Genomic DNA, 14876 nt, shown 5'->3' with positions numbered 1-14876 from the left:
GTGCGTGTCGGAAGCCGCATCAGGTGAGCGGACGGCTCCTTCGGCGGTGCGGAAGGGCCAGGATCACGGCGATGCTGCCGAGCAGCAGCGACGCGGCGAGCATGGCGAGGGCCATCAGGCCGGGGCCTCCCCCGCCGGTGTGCGCCAGGGGGCCGGACGACGTGCTTCCGGACCCCGACGCGGACCCCGAGGTGGACGCGGTCGTGGTGGGGGCCACACTGACGCCCTGCGTCAGCGTGGCCGTCGGCTCGGCCGTCGCGGTGTCGGTGGCGGTGGCCGTGGCGCTGACCCCCGCACCGACGGTCTGCTGAAGCGTTCCGCCGTTCGACGGCGCCCCCGGGGTCCCGGACGTCGCGTTGATCGCGGGCCAGACGCCGGACGCCGACCGCGGCGTGCACACCAGGGTGAGCGCCGCGTCGTTGTTGGCCTTGTCCGTGAACGACACCGTCAGCTTGTCGAGTTGCACGGTCAGGCTGCCTGCCGCGGTGACGCTGTACGACTGGGTGAACGCGCCCGACTTGACGACCCCGTCGGCGCCCACGGCCGCGCCGTCCGACGCCGTGGCCAGCTTCGCCGCGGCGAGGCCCGCCGCGCCGGAGACCTTCGCGTCCATGGACGCGCCGGTGTACATGAGGTTGTGCGCGGTCGCACCCGCCGGGATGGTGAGCAGGCTGCCGCCGTCCTTGACGGTGGCACTCAAGTCGGCCTTGCCGCCGACCTGCGCCGCACCCGGTGCGGACAGCTCGAACGTGGGGCTGGCCACGAACTGCTCGCCGTACGCCGTCTGCCAGGCGCAGTCCATCGCGACCGTCGCGGTACGGGAGTTCTGGGCCGCCCCGGCCGGTTGTCCGAGGGCGAGGATCCCCCCGGCCGCGAATGCCGCGCTCACCGTCGCGGCGAGCGCGGCTCTCGTCATCCTTCTTGTCGCCATCGGACTGGTAACTCCTCTCGTCGGGGCGGGACTTGCCCCAATACGGTCGAGCTTCGGGCCGAGCGGCTCGCCGTCAGGCGAGGGTGAGCACGAGGGTCGCGGTGTACGTTCCGCCGCCGGATCCCCGGTCGGGCAACTGGAGTCGGAGATCGGCTTCCACGTCGAACTGGCCGCCGGTGACCGAGGGCAGGGACGGGGTGGAACACAGCAGCGCGGTACGGTTGGTCGCCACCGGCGACCCCGCGACCGGCGTGCTGGGATAGGACGACGGGCCCGGGTGCGCACCGCACTTCGGCACCCAGTTGAGCTTGTCCGCGTCGAGCTTCGAGCCGCCCGCGGCGGAGAAGTCGGACATGGTGGCGGTGAGCGTCCATCCGGAGCGCGAGCCGCGGAAGTCCTGGACGAGTACCGGGGCGATGCGCCCTTCGGCGTTCCCCGTGACGGAGTTGACCTTGAGGTAGCCGGAGCCGCCGGGTGCGGGCGTGACCACCCGCAGCGGTCCGGGCAGCAGCATGGCGCTGATCCCGGCGGGGTCGCCGCCCGAACCGGTGGCCGCGGCCGGGCCGGCGACCTGCGTGTCGAACCGCAGGTCCCCGGCGTCGGTCGGAGTGCCGCCCGACGGCCCGCCGGGCGTGCCGGGCGTGCCGAAGGGGTCGTCGGTCGGTGCCGCGGGCGCCGTGGACGCGGGCGGCGGCGCGGGCGGGCTCGAGGGCGACTGGTCGCCCATCGCGCCGACCTGCGGATCGTCGGCGCTGCCGCACCCGTCGGCGTTGCAGCCGCTTCCCGGGAACAGCAGGAAGCTGGCGAGTACCGCCGTCATGACGGCGACGGCGAACGCCGTGCTCAGCAAGGCCGCGGTCCCCGCTCCGGGCCGGTACGTCATGGCTCGTCGCGCTCCTCTCCCGCGTTCCAGGCAAGCCCGTTGGCGACGTCGGAGGGGCTGACCGCGCCGGTCCCGCCGGATCTCCCGCGCGTGGCGGGCGGTTCGGACGGGAGCACCTTCGTGCGTTCGGCCTCGGTCTCCGCGGCGAGTTCCCGGCCGCGGGCCGGCTCGGGTCCGGCGAACAGCGGCGCGCCGACGACCATCGTCTCTTCGACGCGGCGCCGCGGCGTGCCGCCGCCCGGGACGAGCGCGGGCTCGCGGGCGGCTTCGGGCGCCGGCACCGCGGCGTCCGGGTCGTCCGGATCCGTGCCGGAGCCCTTTCCGGCGTCCTTGCCGCTCCGGATCGCCGAGGTGCCCGGCAGGCCCACCTCGCGGTCGCGTTCGACGGCCCGCTCCTTGCCGTGGTCCCGGATCGCGCGGACCAGCGAGACGCCGAGGCGCCACACGGTCATCGGCACGACGACCACCATCAGGGCGCCGAACAGGTAGACACCCCACGGCCGTCCGACGTTGAGCGCGACCTCGTCGACGACCCGGCCGTCGTACATGACCCGGTACTTGAAGGTGCCGTGCTGCCGCGGTGCCAGCTCGATCGGGAGGCTGATCTTCACCCGGGCACCGGGCGCGATGACGCCCTGCCAGGTCTTGTCCTCCCACGTGGGCGCGTACACGCCTTCGTACGTGCCGATCTTGAACACCGGGTTGGTGATCGGCGTTTGGCCCATGTTGCCGACCTCGATGACGAAGCGGCGCTGCACGGGCGAGCCGAACCAGTTGAACAGGTTGTCCTTGCCGACCAGTTCACTCTTCACGAAGGTGAGTCGGCCGGGCGTCTTGGACGCGTCGGGCAGCGGCGCGAACGGCGCGCCCTGGATCTCCAGCGGGGTGTTGCGGTCCATGGATTTGCCGCCGGTGACGGTGACGACGCGCACCACACACGGGCAGGGCACCGGCGGAACGACGGCCTTCAGCGACGCCGAGACGGTCCCTTCCGGACCGACCGGCAGGGTGATCGACGTGGGCACCGCGCAACTGCGGGTGCCGCTCATGGCGTTCTGGCCGCAGATCGCGATGTTGACCATGGAGCCCGGGGTCCAGCCGCCGCCGGTGACCTTGACGATGCCGTCCGGCTTCGTGGTGGCCGGGTCGAGGGAGACGGTGGCTTCACTTGGGGCGGCGGACGCGCCGGGCGACGGCGGGGGCGAGGTCGCGGCGTCCGCGGGAGCCGCGCCGAGGGCCGCGAGCACGGCGGGGAAGAGCAGGAATGCCAGGACGAACAGGAACGCCCCCCGGCGGGACCGGCCGGTGGCCGGTCGCGCCGGGGTGCGCGTCAGTGCGAGGTGACTCAACGGCTGACCCCCGCCGGATCGCCGGCCGTGTCCGCGCTGCCGGCCTCCGCCCCGTCGGCGGCGTCCGGAGCGGACTTCGACTTGTCATCAACGGATGTCTTCGAGGCAGGACCGGCGGTGCCCTCGGCCGCGTCGGCGGCTTTCGGAGCGTCGCTCTTCGCGGCGTCGGCCTCGGGGGCATCGCTCTTCGCGGTGTCGGCCTTCGCGGCCGCGTCCTTCGCGGTGTCGGCTTTCGCGGCGTCGCTCTCGGCGGCCTCGCCCTTGGGCGCGTCGCGCTTCGCGGCGTCGCCCTTCGCGGCAGCCTTGTCCGCCGCGGCGTCGCTCTTCGCGGACGGCGCCGATTCGGCCTTGGTGGTGGCCGGTTCGGGCGTCTCGGCCGGAGCGGTCGCGGGCTTCGCCGGCGGGGTGGCCGGAGCAGCCGGAGCCGTCGGGGCGTTCTCGGCGGCGTTCGCGGCCGGCGTCTTCGCGCCCTTGTCCTTGGCGCCCTTCTTGCCGGCCGGCTTGCCGCCGTCCGCGTCGCCGGGCGTGTTCTCGGCGTCGCCCGCGGGGCCCTTGGGGCCGGACTTCTCCGCCGGGTCGCCGCCCTTGCCGCCGCCGCGCTTGCGGTTGCGCAGCAGCTGCCAGGCGACGCTGCCCACGATGAGCAGGATCGCGAGGATCAGCAGCGCGGGCCACGGCACCGCGGTGTAGGACACGCTCTCGGAGTCGCCCAGCGGCTGGCCGCCGTCCTGGGTGTCGCTGGTCGCGGACACCTTGAAGTTGACCCGGTCGAGGAGCGGCGCGTCGTGCCACTTCACGACCAGCTCGACCTCCTGGCCGGGGAAGATCTCCGGCCCGGCCTTCGTCGGGTCGTGCTTCTTGTCGAGCAGGGTGCGCCCGAAGATGCCGGTCGCCTTGATGTCGGTCACCGGGCGGATGATCACGTTGCCCTTGTTGACGACCTTGTAGTGCACCTCGGCGTCGCTCGACCCGAAGAACTGCGAGAAGCCGGTGTCGCGTTGGATGCGCACGTCGCGGACGTCCATCGCGGGCATGCGCGGGCCCTTGACGTTCAGGTAGATGCGCGCGCCGACCTGCATCTTGAGGTCGACCTTGAGCTGGCCCTGGGTCTGCTGGCCGATCGCATCGGGGTTCAGCGCCATGATGCCGCCGACCCAGTCGCCGGGCGTGGCGTCGGCAGGGATGGTGATGCTGAACGGCACCGCGACGCGGGTCTGCGGCTGGATCGTCAGGGTGTCCTGGCCGTTGGCGACCTTGAGCCAGAGGCCGACGCCCTTCATCTTGTCGGTGAACTGCCGCACCGAGAAGGCGCCGTCGCGCGGGGTGTTGAACGCGTCCGCGCCGAACAGCTTGAGCGTGATGGGGTGGTCGCTGGAGTTCGCGACGACCGCGGTGTCGGTGAGCGTCTCGCCGGCCGCGCCGTCCATGTAGAAGTAGCGGCGGTTGTTCTGGTCGGTGCCGGGCGGGACGTACGGGTCGACCGACCAGTCCCCGTTGCCCATCGCGTGCGCGGCGGGCAGCGGTCCGGCGATCATCGTGGCGAACACGGTGACGAGTGCGGCGAGCAGGGACAGCGCACGGGCGCACGGACCGGACCGCCGGGGGCTCCGGCGGGCAAGTCTGCCGCGTGGCTTGGTCGGCGCGTCGGTCATGGCGGTCTCCTGCACGGTGGTGAGGGGCGGATCGGCGGACAAGCACCCCTCGGGAGCGGAAACCCGGGCGGTGCGGGTGCTGCGGGGGACGGACCGTCGCCGAGCGGCGTGGGTGGAACGGGCACGGCTTGCCCGTCCCACCCTCCGCTCTGCGCCGATCCGCAGCGGCCCGGAAGCGCCGGTGCCGGACGGCGGGTGGCTCCCGCCATCCGGCACCGGACCTCAAGGCCGTTCAGGGTCCCGGCCGGTCCGGAAGACCGGCCGGGAGTCCTTGCGTCGCTCGCGATCGGATCGCGGGGATCAGATCAGGGTGAGCGTGAGGGTGGCGGTGTAGGTGCCGGACAGCTGCCACGCGGGGACCGCGAGCTTGGTCGACGCGTCGGCGGTGAACTCACCACCGGACACGACGCCCGGAGCGTTCGCGTTCTGCTTGCACAGCAGGCCGACGTTGCCCTCGGAACCGGTCACGACCTGGCTCGGCGAAGCCGGGTTCGTCACCGCGCAGGCGGGCTTCCAGGAGAACGAGTTCGCCGGGATGACACCGCCCTTCTCCGGGTTGGTGAAGTCGGTGATCTGACCGGTCAGGTCCCAGCCGAGGACGTCGCCGCGGAAGTCCTGGACCGCAACCTGGTTCAGCGCACCGGTCATCGTCTGCGGCTTGCCGTTCAGCGTGATCGGCGAGAGCTGGATGCCGGCCGCGGCCTGCTGGAAGCTCAGGCCGCCGGAGTTGACGGTGCCCGAGGCGTCCTGGCCGAGCTGCTGGCCGAACTTCGGCGTGTAGGCCGCGTTGGCCGACTTGCCGCCGCCCGAGACGTTGATCTTGGCGGTGTTCTTGTCGTTCACCGTGTACGGCGACGAGAAGTGGCCGTTCGCGTCCGTCGCGACGGTGACCGGCGCGTCGGTGGTCGCGGTGCCGTCCGACTTCTGGCCCTGGAGCGTCACGTTGCCGCTCTTGACCCAGTTGTCACCCGACACGACGGTCGCCTGGCCGAGGTCGCCCGAGGACGGGCTGGCCGACGCCGTCACCGGCGGAACGCCGGTCACGGTGAAGCTGTTGCTGGTCTTGCTCTGCGGCGCGTCGGACTCCACCTTGACGGTGTAGGTGCCCGGCGGGACCTGGTCGACGATCTGCACGCCACCGGTCAGGTTGCCGTTGGCGACGTTCAGGCTGTAGAGCTGCGCAGGCAGGGCCTGGCAGTTCGCGCCGCCGGCGTCGCACAGCGACACCTTGGTGACGTTGCCTTCCCACTTGGTGCCGGAGAGGCCGAGCTGGCTGTTCTGCTCGACGCTGCCCGGCGACGCGACCAGGGTCGGGTCGGCGGGCGGCTGCTTCGCCGTGTAGCTCGCGACCACGTCGGTGCCGCCGGTGACGTCACAGGTGGTCTCGAAGGTGCCGAACGGCGTGACGGTCTTGGTGACCGTCTTGACCGGCACCAGGTTCACCAAGCCCGCGGCACCGGCGGGCACCGTGAAGGTGCCCTTGTACGGCGGGGTGCTGATCGGCGTGGGCGCACCCGGGATGTCGGCCTTGATGGTCGGTCCGGTCACGGTCACCTGACCGCCGGCGCCGCCGCTCTGCGCGAACGTGATCGACGGCGTCATGTCGACGCCCGTCAGCGGCACGGGGCTGGTCGCCGGGCTGGGGCCCAGGGTGACCGTGGCCTCGATGCTGCCGCCCGGGGCCGAGCTGGCGGGGCTCAGGTCGACCGTCACGGACTGCGACCCGTCGACCGGCGGCTGTCCGGCCGGCAGGGCACAGTGCACCTGATACGTGGCGGTGGCCGCCGTCGCCGCCGGGGCGACGGCGACCAGACCCGCGGAACCCGCGATCACCACGGCGCCGAGGCCCGCGGAGACCTTCTTACGGGATTCAAACATTGGCGGTGCTACTCCCTTCCAGGGGCTGCTGCCGCCGCCGGGGAGCGGTGGCAGTCGAACACCGCACCGGAGCGGATCCCGCGAGCGCACTACCATGAACTCGGGTACTCCGGTGCCGTCCTGGGACGGTCGCCTCGAATTTCCGTCGCACACGGCCGAGGCGGCCGTCTCGCGTCCCGCTCCGTGGTCGTGCGGTAGCGGAGCGGGCCGACGTGCGGGGTGGAACCTGTTTCACAACCAGGCGAGCCATTGATGCCGCCGCGTGCCCGTGAAGTCAAGACTTCGGCCCGCGTCGCGCGCGGCGTGTGCGCGAGAGGCCGGCACGCCCGGCTCGTTCCGTGGCGAAACAGAGTTCCGCGGGCGTAAGCGGTGTCCCCGAGCCCACCCCTTGAGGGCTCGGGGACACGGCGCTCACGCCCGTGGACGGGCCTGGGATCAGGCCGCGGCGTTGCGGGAGTTGCGGACCTTGCGGGTGGCGACGAGCACCGCGCCGATGCCCAGCAGACCGACGGTGCCGCCGACGAGGCCCATGGAGAGCGCGTCGTCCAGCGGGCCGGTCTTGGGCAGCGAGTCACCGGTGGTCGTGGTGGACGAACCCGCCGCGGCGGTCGTGCCGCCCGACGTGGAGGTCGAACCGCCCGACGAGGTCGTGCTCGAGCCGCCGGAGGTCGTCGTGGACGAACCGCCGGACGTGGTCGTGCTCGAGCTGCCGCCGATGGTGATCGACGCGACCGAGGTCGCACCCTCGACCGTGCACGGCGTCGTCAGCTTCTGGCCGGACACGTCGGCGACGGTGGCCATCTTCACCGGGATCAGGTCGATCTTGCCGGTCGCGCCGGCCGGGATCTTGAACTTGCCGGTGTACGGCGGCGAGGTGATCGGCTTGTTCGCCTCGAAGTTGACCTTGACCGGCGCGCCGGTCACCGTCACCGTGCTGCTGCCGACCTTGAAGTCGATCGACGGCGTGGCGTCGATGTTGCTGAGCGGCACCGGGCTGGTGGCGGGGCTCGGGCCGAGCGTGACCGTGACGGTGACATCGGCACCCGCGGCGCCGGTGGCCGGGGCATCGACCTTGATGGTCTGCTGCGCGGTCTTCTTGCCGACCATCGGAACGTCGCAGGTGACGTTCGCGGAGATCTGACCCGCGTACGCCTGCGGCGCCATTGCCAGGAACGCGCCGGTCGCCAGCGCGACCGCGCCGATACCGCTCGCGGCCCGCGTGAGGGGCTTCGCCATGGAGTGGTTCTCCCTTCGGGGACTTGCCTGTCGTGTCGGACGGCGCTGCGGCCGACGGCGCACTCTCGGCCTGGCCGTACCGCCGTTCTCGTCTTGCACGGACCGTTCGCGGCTCCGCGTGGTGGAACCGCGATCGTCCACCCGCACCGACCCCCCAGGTTCGGGCCCGGAACGGACTCGACGGCCCGCACATACGCACAGGCCCGGGTGAGTTGACCAGGGGCTCCCTTGATCGAAGCCCTTGCCCGTACCGCACCCCGAGAGACATCAAGACTGTGCCAGTCATTGATGGCATGTCAGATCCTTGGGTGACGGTACGACAAGTAACATCAGCGGACAACAGCGATCGACAGAAAAAACCGCGGCGTCGGAAAACGGTTCCGTATCGGCCGCGACCTGGGAAATCGCCGTATCGACAAGGCGCTTGGCACATGACCCGCCCAGCGAAGCCGATCGACACGTGTCACCACAACGATCGATTTTCCGGGGCCGAAGAACGCCGTGCCCGCCGGCGGACGGACGTCCGGGGCCGGCGGGCACGGCTGGGGATCAGACGCCGACGTATACGACCGGGCTCGAACCCGCATACCCGAGAACTGCGGTGCCGTTGTAACTGCCCGCAATACCGAGCCGGACGCGATAGTTGCCGGACGCGGTGATCGCGGCCCACGGCAGTGCGGCACCGAGGTCGGCCTTGGTGTGCGCGGCATCGAGGCAGTCGGTCATCGGCGCCGACGACAACGCGGTCTCGGTGCCGTCGGAGTTCACGCGGAACAGCGTCGAGTTGAGCTGGCAGGCGGTCCAACCGGCCGGGTTCGCGCTGTTGAAGTGCATGACGGACAGCCCGCTCAGGTTCCCGACACCATCCGAGCTGATGCACGAGACCGCGGTCGAACCGCCGTCCGTCAGCGCCACCGGATCACTGCACGTGTACCACGACTGCGCCGCCGTGCGGGCCTCGCCGGCGGACGCGGAAGCCGTCGAAGTCGTCGCAGCCAAGGCCGCGGCCACCCCCGCCGCAACCGCAAGTGCCTTGACTCCAGTGCGCATATGCATGACATCCCCTCCAGGCAAAGACGAACGATCCCGGCGAATACATCGAAATCCGCTCGGTCATCGATTGATGACCGGGAGAATGTCCGGCCGTGAAAGCCAAGGCAACACCGAACGTTTGGTGACACGTGTACGGATTCGACTCTTTACATGCGGAATGAACCACTCCATGACATCGATTCGTCACCCAACGCGTGTATCCCGTGTGGGATATGCGCCTTGACATGCCCTGCGGCAACCCGCGTGAATTGCTGTTCGACCGTCAGTCAGTAAGGTCGCCCGCACACCCCCCTTCCCCGCCGGCCCGTCCGCCCGCGCGGCAGGGGTGCACGCGCTCGGCATGCAGGAAGGGAGCGTCCGCAGCATGGCTCTCCGGCGCACCGGGATACCCGTCGCCCTCGGAATCGTTGTCGCTGTTGCCGGATTCGGCCCCGTGGCACCACCCGCCCACGCGGCGGCGGTGAGTACGACGGTGGAATGCGATCCGCCGCCGTTGCACGGTGACAATTTCGCGTGGCAGCCGCAGATCGAGGTCACCGTCGCACCGCAGAAGGCCGCCTACGCCGTCGGCGACAAGCTGACGGTCACATGGCACTGGACGACGCCGCCGCGCAACATCTCGCCGTGGCTGGTGATCGCCGCCGACACCGTCACGCCGACTGGCACGGTCAAACTGACCGGAGCCCAGGCGGTCAATGTCACCGTGAAGGGCCCGCGCAAGAATCCGTACACGTCCGGGCCGAACCCGCTTTCGGTCTCCGACATGACCGGCACGTTCACCGTCACCCAGAACGGGAAGATCGACCTCTCCCCTGCCGCCTACGAGTTGAAGTCGGACTGGATCCCGGACCCAATGCGGTGCGCCGCCAAGGCCCCCGTCCCCGTCGCCCTCTCCCTCCAAGTCGGCGGCCCCCTCCCCGGCACCCCCACCCCCGGCCAGTCCCCCACCCCCGGCGCGAGCGGTACCCCCGGCGCCTCCGGCAGCCCGGGTGCCACCGGCACACCGGGCGCCACCGGAGATCCCACGGGCTTGCCGAGCGGTCTGCCCACGGCCGGTGCGTCCGGCTTCCCCGTCGGCGGGGACAGCGGGAATCCCGCGGGCGGCGACCAGCCTCCGGCGGAGCCCAAGACGCCACCGCCGCCCGGCCCGCTGATCATGCAGATCCAGGACGGCGTGACGATGGCCCCCTTCGCCCCCGGCGCGGGCCCGCAGCTCGTGCAGGGCGAACTCAAGCCCGTCACCGTGGTCGACGGCCGCAACAGCACCCTCGGCTGGACGCTCACCGGGCAGATCGACGACTTCGTCGCCATCGACGGCAGCCGCATCCCCGCGGACCGGGTGACCCTGGTGCCCAACTGCGCGCCCACGGTGACCAGTCCGAGCGCCGTCATGGGCGGACTGCCGGGCACCGCGGCGGGCTATCCCGAACTGCTGTGCCGGCAGAACCCGAGCATGGGCGAGCTGACCGGAGGCCAGTTCCGGGTCGGCGCCTCACTGAACCTCGCCGTCCCGGAGGGGACTCCGGCGGGCGACTACACCGCGGAGATGACGCTGACGCTCATCTGACCAGCGGGACGGTATTGACTTCGCGACCCGAGTCATCGCTGAATAAGCAGGACTCATTACTGGAACACGTTTCAGTATGTCTTCGGGGGGATCCGGCGTGTGGGGCGCCGGGCCGCCCCGCGCCGACGGCGTCACCCCTACTCGGCCGGGCTCGCCCGGCCGAGCGACCGGCCGTCCGCGGCACGGCATTTCGGCCCTTCGGCCGGCCCGCAGCGGCCTGCCGTGCGGAGTCCGCGAGGCCGTGCATCCGGACCGCTCACCCCGGGGCGGGCCGGGCACGGATCCCGAGGAGGGACAGCTCTCTATGCGCAAACCCGCGAAGTCCTTGGCGGCGGTCGTGGGGACCGCCGCCATGGCCGTCGGGGCAGTTGTCACGCTGGGGTCGCCGGCCGCTCAGGCCGCGACCGTGGCGTACAACGTGCACTGCACGCCGCCGAGTGTGGGCGGCAGCCCGTTCGATTTCCAGGCCCAGGTCGACCTGACGGTCAGCCCGGCAAAGCCGGTGTACGCGGTCGGCGACCAGGTGACCGTCACCTGGAACTGGAAGGCCGCGGCCAACAACCCGTCCGGTGTGACCGTGAACGCCGACTCGGTCCAGCCGTTCGGAACCGTCAACGTGTCCGGTGCGCAAGGCGGCACCGTCAACGTCACCGGCCCGCAGAAGAACGCGTCGACGCCGAGCGGCCAGCCCCTGTGGCTGTCCACGATGACCGGCACGCTCACCATCACCAAGCCGGGCGCGATCAACCTGTCGCCGGGCAGCTACAAGAACGTCGCGCACCAGGTCGGCACGTGGGAGACCCCGTGCAACGCCACGACCACGCCCGGCGTGTCCACGACCCTCCAGGTCGACGGCAGCATCCTGCCCGCCTCGCTCGGCGTCAGCCGCGGCGAAGTCCGGCCCGGCGGCTCGCCGTTCCGGATCACCGGGGCGAACTGGCCGGCCGGCGGCGCGGCCCCTGCCGTGGCGCTGTGCGCGGCCGACGGCACCGCGTGCGACCCGGCGAAGGCGCCCGCGACCGGCGTCGCCGTCGACGCCAACGGCGCCCTCACGGGCAGCGTGTCGATCCCGCGGACCGCGTCCGAGGGCGACTACGCGCTGCGTGTCACCTCCGGCACGACCTCGCTGACCACCCCGCTCAAGGTGCGCAACAACGCGCCCGCGTGGGCGGACCCGATCCAGTACGACGTCAACTGCAAGCAGGTCACCAACGGCGCCAACTACGGCTGGAAGCCGGAAGTGGCCCTGGAGGTCAGCCCGGAGAAGGCCTACTACAACGTGGGCGACCAGGTGACCGTGACGTGGCGCTGGAAGCAGTACCCGCGGAACCCGCAGATGCCGCTCGTCGTCCTGCTCGCGGACACCGTCACGCCGACCGGCGTGGTCAAGCTGTCCGGCGCGCAGACCGGCACGGTGACGATGACGGGCCCGAAGAAGAACCCGAGCGCGGGCGCGCCTCCGGCGGTCGTCCAGGTCTCCGACATGACGGGCACGTTCCCGGTCACCGCGAACGGCAAGATCGACCTGACGCCGGGCGACTACTCGCTCAAGCTCATCGCGCAGACCTCGCCGTGCACCGTCGTCGGCACGCCCGGCGTGTCCACGACGATGCAGGCCGGCATCCCGGCCCCGCCGCCCGCCACGCTGGCGGCGGCGCCCAATCCGGTCAAGGCGGGCGACGCGGTGGCGCTGTCCGGCGTCAACTGGCCGCAGGTCGGGGCCGGTTCGGTTGCCGTACAGCTGTGCGCGGCGGACGGCACGGCATGCGACGCGGCCGCGTTCTCGGCGAACACCCTTGCGGTGGCGCCGGACGGGCAACTGAGCGGCAATGCCACGCTCGCGCCCACCGCACCGCAGGGCGCCCGCACGGTCAAGGTGGCCATCGGCACCTCGTCGGCGACTGCTCCGCTCACCGTCGACGCGCCCGCGCCGAACAACCGGGCGGTCACACTGACGCCGAACCACGGGCCGCTGGGCACCGTCGTCACCGTGCACGGCACCGGCTACGCCCCCAACGTCGACATCTCGCTCGCGGGCATCGACAAGGACCAGCAGCCGACGTTCGACCTGGCGTTCCTCAAGTCCGGCCCGGACGGCACCTTCACCGGGCAGATCACCGTCACCAAGGCGCAGACCGACCAGATCGCGGCCGCCGAGGGTACCGACATCACCAAGGCCGTCGCCGCGAAGTTCACCGTGGAAGGCGGGGGCGGCGGCAACACCGGCGGCAACGTGGAGCCGGGCGCGCTGGGCTTCAAGCAGAACGGCGCACCCACCCGGATCCAGCTGTCGCCGATCACCCTGAACGGCAAGCCGCAGAGCATGGACGGCAAGCTCAACCAGGTCGTCGTCCAGGACTTCCGCGGCGGCACACTCGGCTGGGAACTCACCGGGCAGATCGGTGACTTCACGTCGGAGCGGAACGGCGCGATCCCGGGTGCCCAGCTCGCCTGGACGCCGGCCTGCGCCGTGGTCAACCCGGACTCGCCCAGCCCGGTGCTGACCGGCACCGCGGGCGCCGTGTCGGGTGCGCGGCTGTGCGGCATGCCGGCGCAGACCACGCCCGGCAAGCCGAGCGGCGGCGAGTTCTCCGGCGACGCGAACCTGTCGCTCAGCGTGCCGGGCTTCCAGCTCGCCGGCACCTACACGGCGACGCTCACGCTGACGCTCATCTGAGCCGCTCGCGACCCGCACGTCACCCGCGGGGGTGAGACGCAGACATTGTCCGCGTCTCCCCCCCCCGCGGCTTTTTCGTGATCACCGGAAATAGCAGGGATTGTGAGTCCGTCCCCATTCGACACGTGTCACCGCAGGTCAGCGGCTTGCGAGCCAACGGAATGGGGTGTTACCGGGAGTAATTTCGGGCTTGACTTCGGAGCGTATCCACGACTGAATATCTCCGCCCCACTTCTGTAACACGTTCCAGTCGTGCGGCCGCGAGGCTCCCGAACAGGGGTCGGGAGCCCACGGTCGCACTCCCCCGGTTCTCGGCACGAACGGCGCCCCGGCCACCGCAAGTACCTCGCCGGCGGCAGGCCCGGGCGCCCGAACAGCCGTACGTTCGGCGCCACGCGGACGCGACGGTTCCTCCAGAAGGGAGCTTCAACCCATGACCTCACTTGTCAGGCGTCTCGCGGCCGGACTCGGTGCGGGCGCGATCATGGCGACCGGCCTGATGGCCATCGCCCCGGCGGCTTCCGCCGGCACGATCACCCCGTCCGTGGACTGCTTCGTCGAAGCGCTCAACAAGCACTTCACGGGTCCCCAGCAGATCGACCTGTCCGTCACGCCCAACCCCGCCGACCCGGGCGCGTCGGTCACCGCGAACGTCAAGCTGGGCGCCAGCCCGGCGACCAGCCCCGTCCCGCTGACCGGTGTGCAGGTCACCCCGTCCATCACCCTCCAGCTGGGCGGCGGCGCGTCGGGCACGGTCACCGTGACCGGCCCGACCACCACGATGGACGTGGCGCAGAACGCGCCGATCACCCCGCCGCCGTACGCGGGGCAGCTCACCATTCCGGCGACCGCGGCCGGCGACGTGACGTTCACCCCGGTGAAGCTGGTCACGACGGTCTTCATCCCGTCGTACAACATCACTCAGGTCACGCCGTGCGACATCACCTCCGGCGGCGGCGTCGCCGAGACGGTGACGGTCAAGACCCCGCAGCCCGAGGTGCCGACGCTCAGCGCCGACCCGGGCACCGTCGAGCCGGGCGGCAGCGCCGCCCTCGCGGGCGTCAACTGGGCCCCGAACACCCCGGCCACGCCCGAGCTGTGCGACGCGGCCGGCGCGAACTGCAACCCGGCCGGCATCTCCGCCAACACCCTCGCGGTGGCCGCGGACGGCAAGCTCGGCGGCAGCGTGACGGTCGCGGCCGGCACCGCCGACGGCTCCTACACGGTCAAGGTGACGAACGGCGCCAAGAGCGCCACCGCGCCGATCACCGTGAAGAAGAAGGAAATCCCGGTCCCGCAGCGGAAGATCACGCTGAGCAAGACGAGCATCCGGCCGTGGTCGTTCGTCAAGGTCACCGGCGAGAACTTCACGCCGAACACGCTGGTCGCCATCATCGGCGTCAACGGCACCACCCCGGTGGCGAACTTCTCCGCCGCGTGGGCCGGTTCGGACGGCAAGTTCTGCACCTACATCCTGGTGACCAGCACCAAGGTCAACTCGATCACCGCCGCCGAGATCGACACGTCGTTCAAGTTCGACAAGGTCGCGATCGCGCCGATCACCGTCAAGTGGTAGTCGACGCACGTCGGTTCCTCCGGTGACCGGCGGCGGTCCGTCGGCGAGGTGACGGACGCGGCGCCGGACGACCA

The 14876-nt window shown here is 71.3% G+C and carries 10 protein-coding genes; 3 read left to right on the top strand and 7 right to left on the bottom strand.

Annotated elements, in window-relative coordinates; translation table 11 throughout:
* Positions 1 to 19: 19 nt before the first annotated feature.
* The 7 genes from ABEA93_RS14865 to ABEA93_RS14835 all read right to left on the bottom strand — a co-directional run bounded on the left by ABEA93_RS14865 (position 20) and on the right by ABEA93_RS14835 (position 8979).
* Positions 20 to 931: a hypothetical protein gene (locus ABEA93_RS14865; protein ID WP_345675979.1), complete on the bottom strand. Its 912-nt coding sequence runs from the start codon at positions 929 to 931 to the stop codon at positions 20 to 22.
* 73 nt (positions 932 to 1004) lie between these two features.
* A complete protein-coding gene (locus tag ABEA93_RS14860; protein ID WP_345675978.1) occupies positions 1005 to 1814 on the bottom strand; it encodes a WxL domain-containing protein in 810 nt (269 codons plus the stop codon).
* Positions 1811 to 3163, bottom strand: coding sequence for a hypothetical protein (locus tag ABEA93_RS14855; protein ID WP_345675977.1), 1353 nt, complete (start codon positions 3161 to 3163; stop codon positions 1811 to 1813). The genes ABEA93_RS14860 and ABEA93_RS14855 overlap by 4 nt, the downstream gene beginning before the upstream one ends.
* Complete coding sequence (locus ABEA93_RS14850; protein ID WP_345675976.1) at positions 3160 to 4815, bottom strand: WxL protein peptidoglycan domain-containing protein; 1656 nt, start codon at positions 4813 to 4815, stop codon at positions 3160 to 3162. The genes ABEA93_RS14855 and ABEA93_RS14850 overlap by 4 nt, the downstream gene beginning before the upstream one ends.
* Before the next feature lie 300 nt (positions 4816 to 5115).
* Entirely contained in the window at positions 5116 to 6693 is a 1578-nt protein-coding gene (locus ABEA93_RS14845; protein ID WP_345675975.1) for a hypothetical protein, read from the bottom strand.
* 435 nt (positions 6694 to 7128) lie between these two features.
* Positions 7129 to 7929, bottom strand: coding sequence for a hypothetical protein (locus ABEA93_RS14840; protein WP_345675974.1), 801 nt, complete (start codon positions 7927 to 7929; stop codon positions 7129 to 7131).
* Positions 7930 to 8478: 549 nt separating this feature from the next.
* On the bottom strand, positions 8479 to 8979 hold the full coding sequence (locus ABEA93_RS14835; RefSeq protein WP_345675973.1) for a hypothetical protein: 501 nt from the start codon (positions 8977 to 8979) through the stop codon (positions 8479 to 8481).
* 463 nt (positions 8980 to 9442) lie between these two features.
* On the opposite strand from ABEA93_RS14835, the gene ABEA93_RS14830 reads away from it, so the two are divergent.
* From ABEA93_RS14830 to ABEA93_RS14820, 3 genes are all read left to right on the top strand, one after another.
* A complete protein-coding gene (locus tag ABEA93_RS14830) occupies positions 9443 to 10549 on the top strand; it encodes a hypothetical protein (protein WP_345675972.1) in 1107 nt (368 codons plus the stop codon).
* Positions 10550 to 10853: 304 nt separating this feature from the next.
* Positions 10854 to 13226: a hypothetical protein gene (locus ABEA93_RS14825; protein ID WP_345675971.1), complete on the top strand. Its 2373-nt coding sequence runs from the start codon at positions 10854 to 10856 to the stop codon at positions 13224 to 13226.
* A 433-nt stretch (positions 13227 to 13659) separates the two neighbouring features.
* Complete coding sequence (locus ABEA93_RS14820) at positions 13660 to 14802, top strand: hypothetical protein (protein WP_345675970.1); 1143 nt, start codon at positions 13660 to 13662, stop codon at positions 14800 to 14802.
* Positions 14803 to 14876: the final 74 nt, after the last annotated feature.

Origin of the sequence: Yinghuangia aomiensis (genome assembly GCF_039542225.1) — a bacterium.
GTDB lineage: Bacteria > Actinomycetota > Actinomycetes > Streptomycetales > Streptomycetaceae > Yinghuangia > Yinghuangia aomiensis.
The sequence above is the reverse complement of the archived record's forward strand: the minus strand, read 5'-3'. Positions and strand labels throughout refer to the sequence as shown.

What these genes read in the sequence shown, in the direction of transcription:
- ABEA93_RS14865 (WP_345675979.1), bottom strand. Translation starts at nt 931, where the DNA reads ATGGCGACAAGAAGGATGACGAGAGCCGCGCTCGCCGCGACGGTGAGC.
- ABEA93_RS14860 (WP_345675978.1), bottom strand. Translation starts at nt 1,814, where the DNA reads ATGACGTACCGGCCCGGAGCGGGGACCGCGGCCTTGCTGAGCACGGCG.
- ABEA93_RS14850 (WP_345675976.1), bottom strand. Translation starts at nt 4,815, where the DNA reads ATGACCGACGCGCCGACCAAGCCACGCGGCAGACTTGCCCGCCGGAGC.
- ABEA93_RS14845 (WP_345675975.1), bottom strand. Translation starts at nt 6,693, where the DNA reads ATGTTTGAATCCCGTAAGAAGGTCTCCGCGGGCCTCGGCGCCGTGGTG.
- ABEA93_RS14840 (WP_345675974.1), bottom strand. Translation starts at nt 7,929, where the DNA reads ATGGCGAAGCCCCTCACGCGGGCCGCGAGCGGTATCGGCGCGGTCGCG.
- ABEA93_RS14835 (WP_345675973.1), bottom strand. Translation starts at nt 8,979, where the DNA reads ATGCGCACTGGAGTCAAGGCACTTGCGGTTGCGGCGGGGGTGGCCGCG.
- ABEA93_RS14825 (WP_345675971.1), top strand. Translation starts at nt 10,854, where the DNA reads ATGCGCAAACCCGCGAAGTCCTTGGCGGCGGTCGTGGGGACCGCCGCC.
- ABEA93_RS14820 (WP_345675970.1), top strand. Translation starts at nt 13,660, where the DNA reads ATGACCTCACTTGTCAGGCGTCTCGCGGCCGGACTCGGTGCGGGCGCG.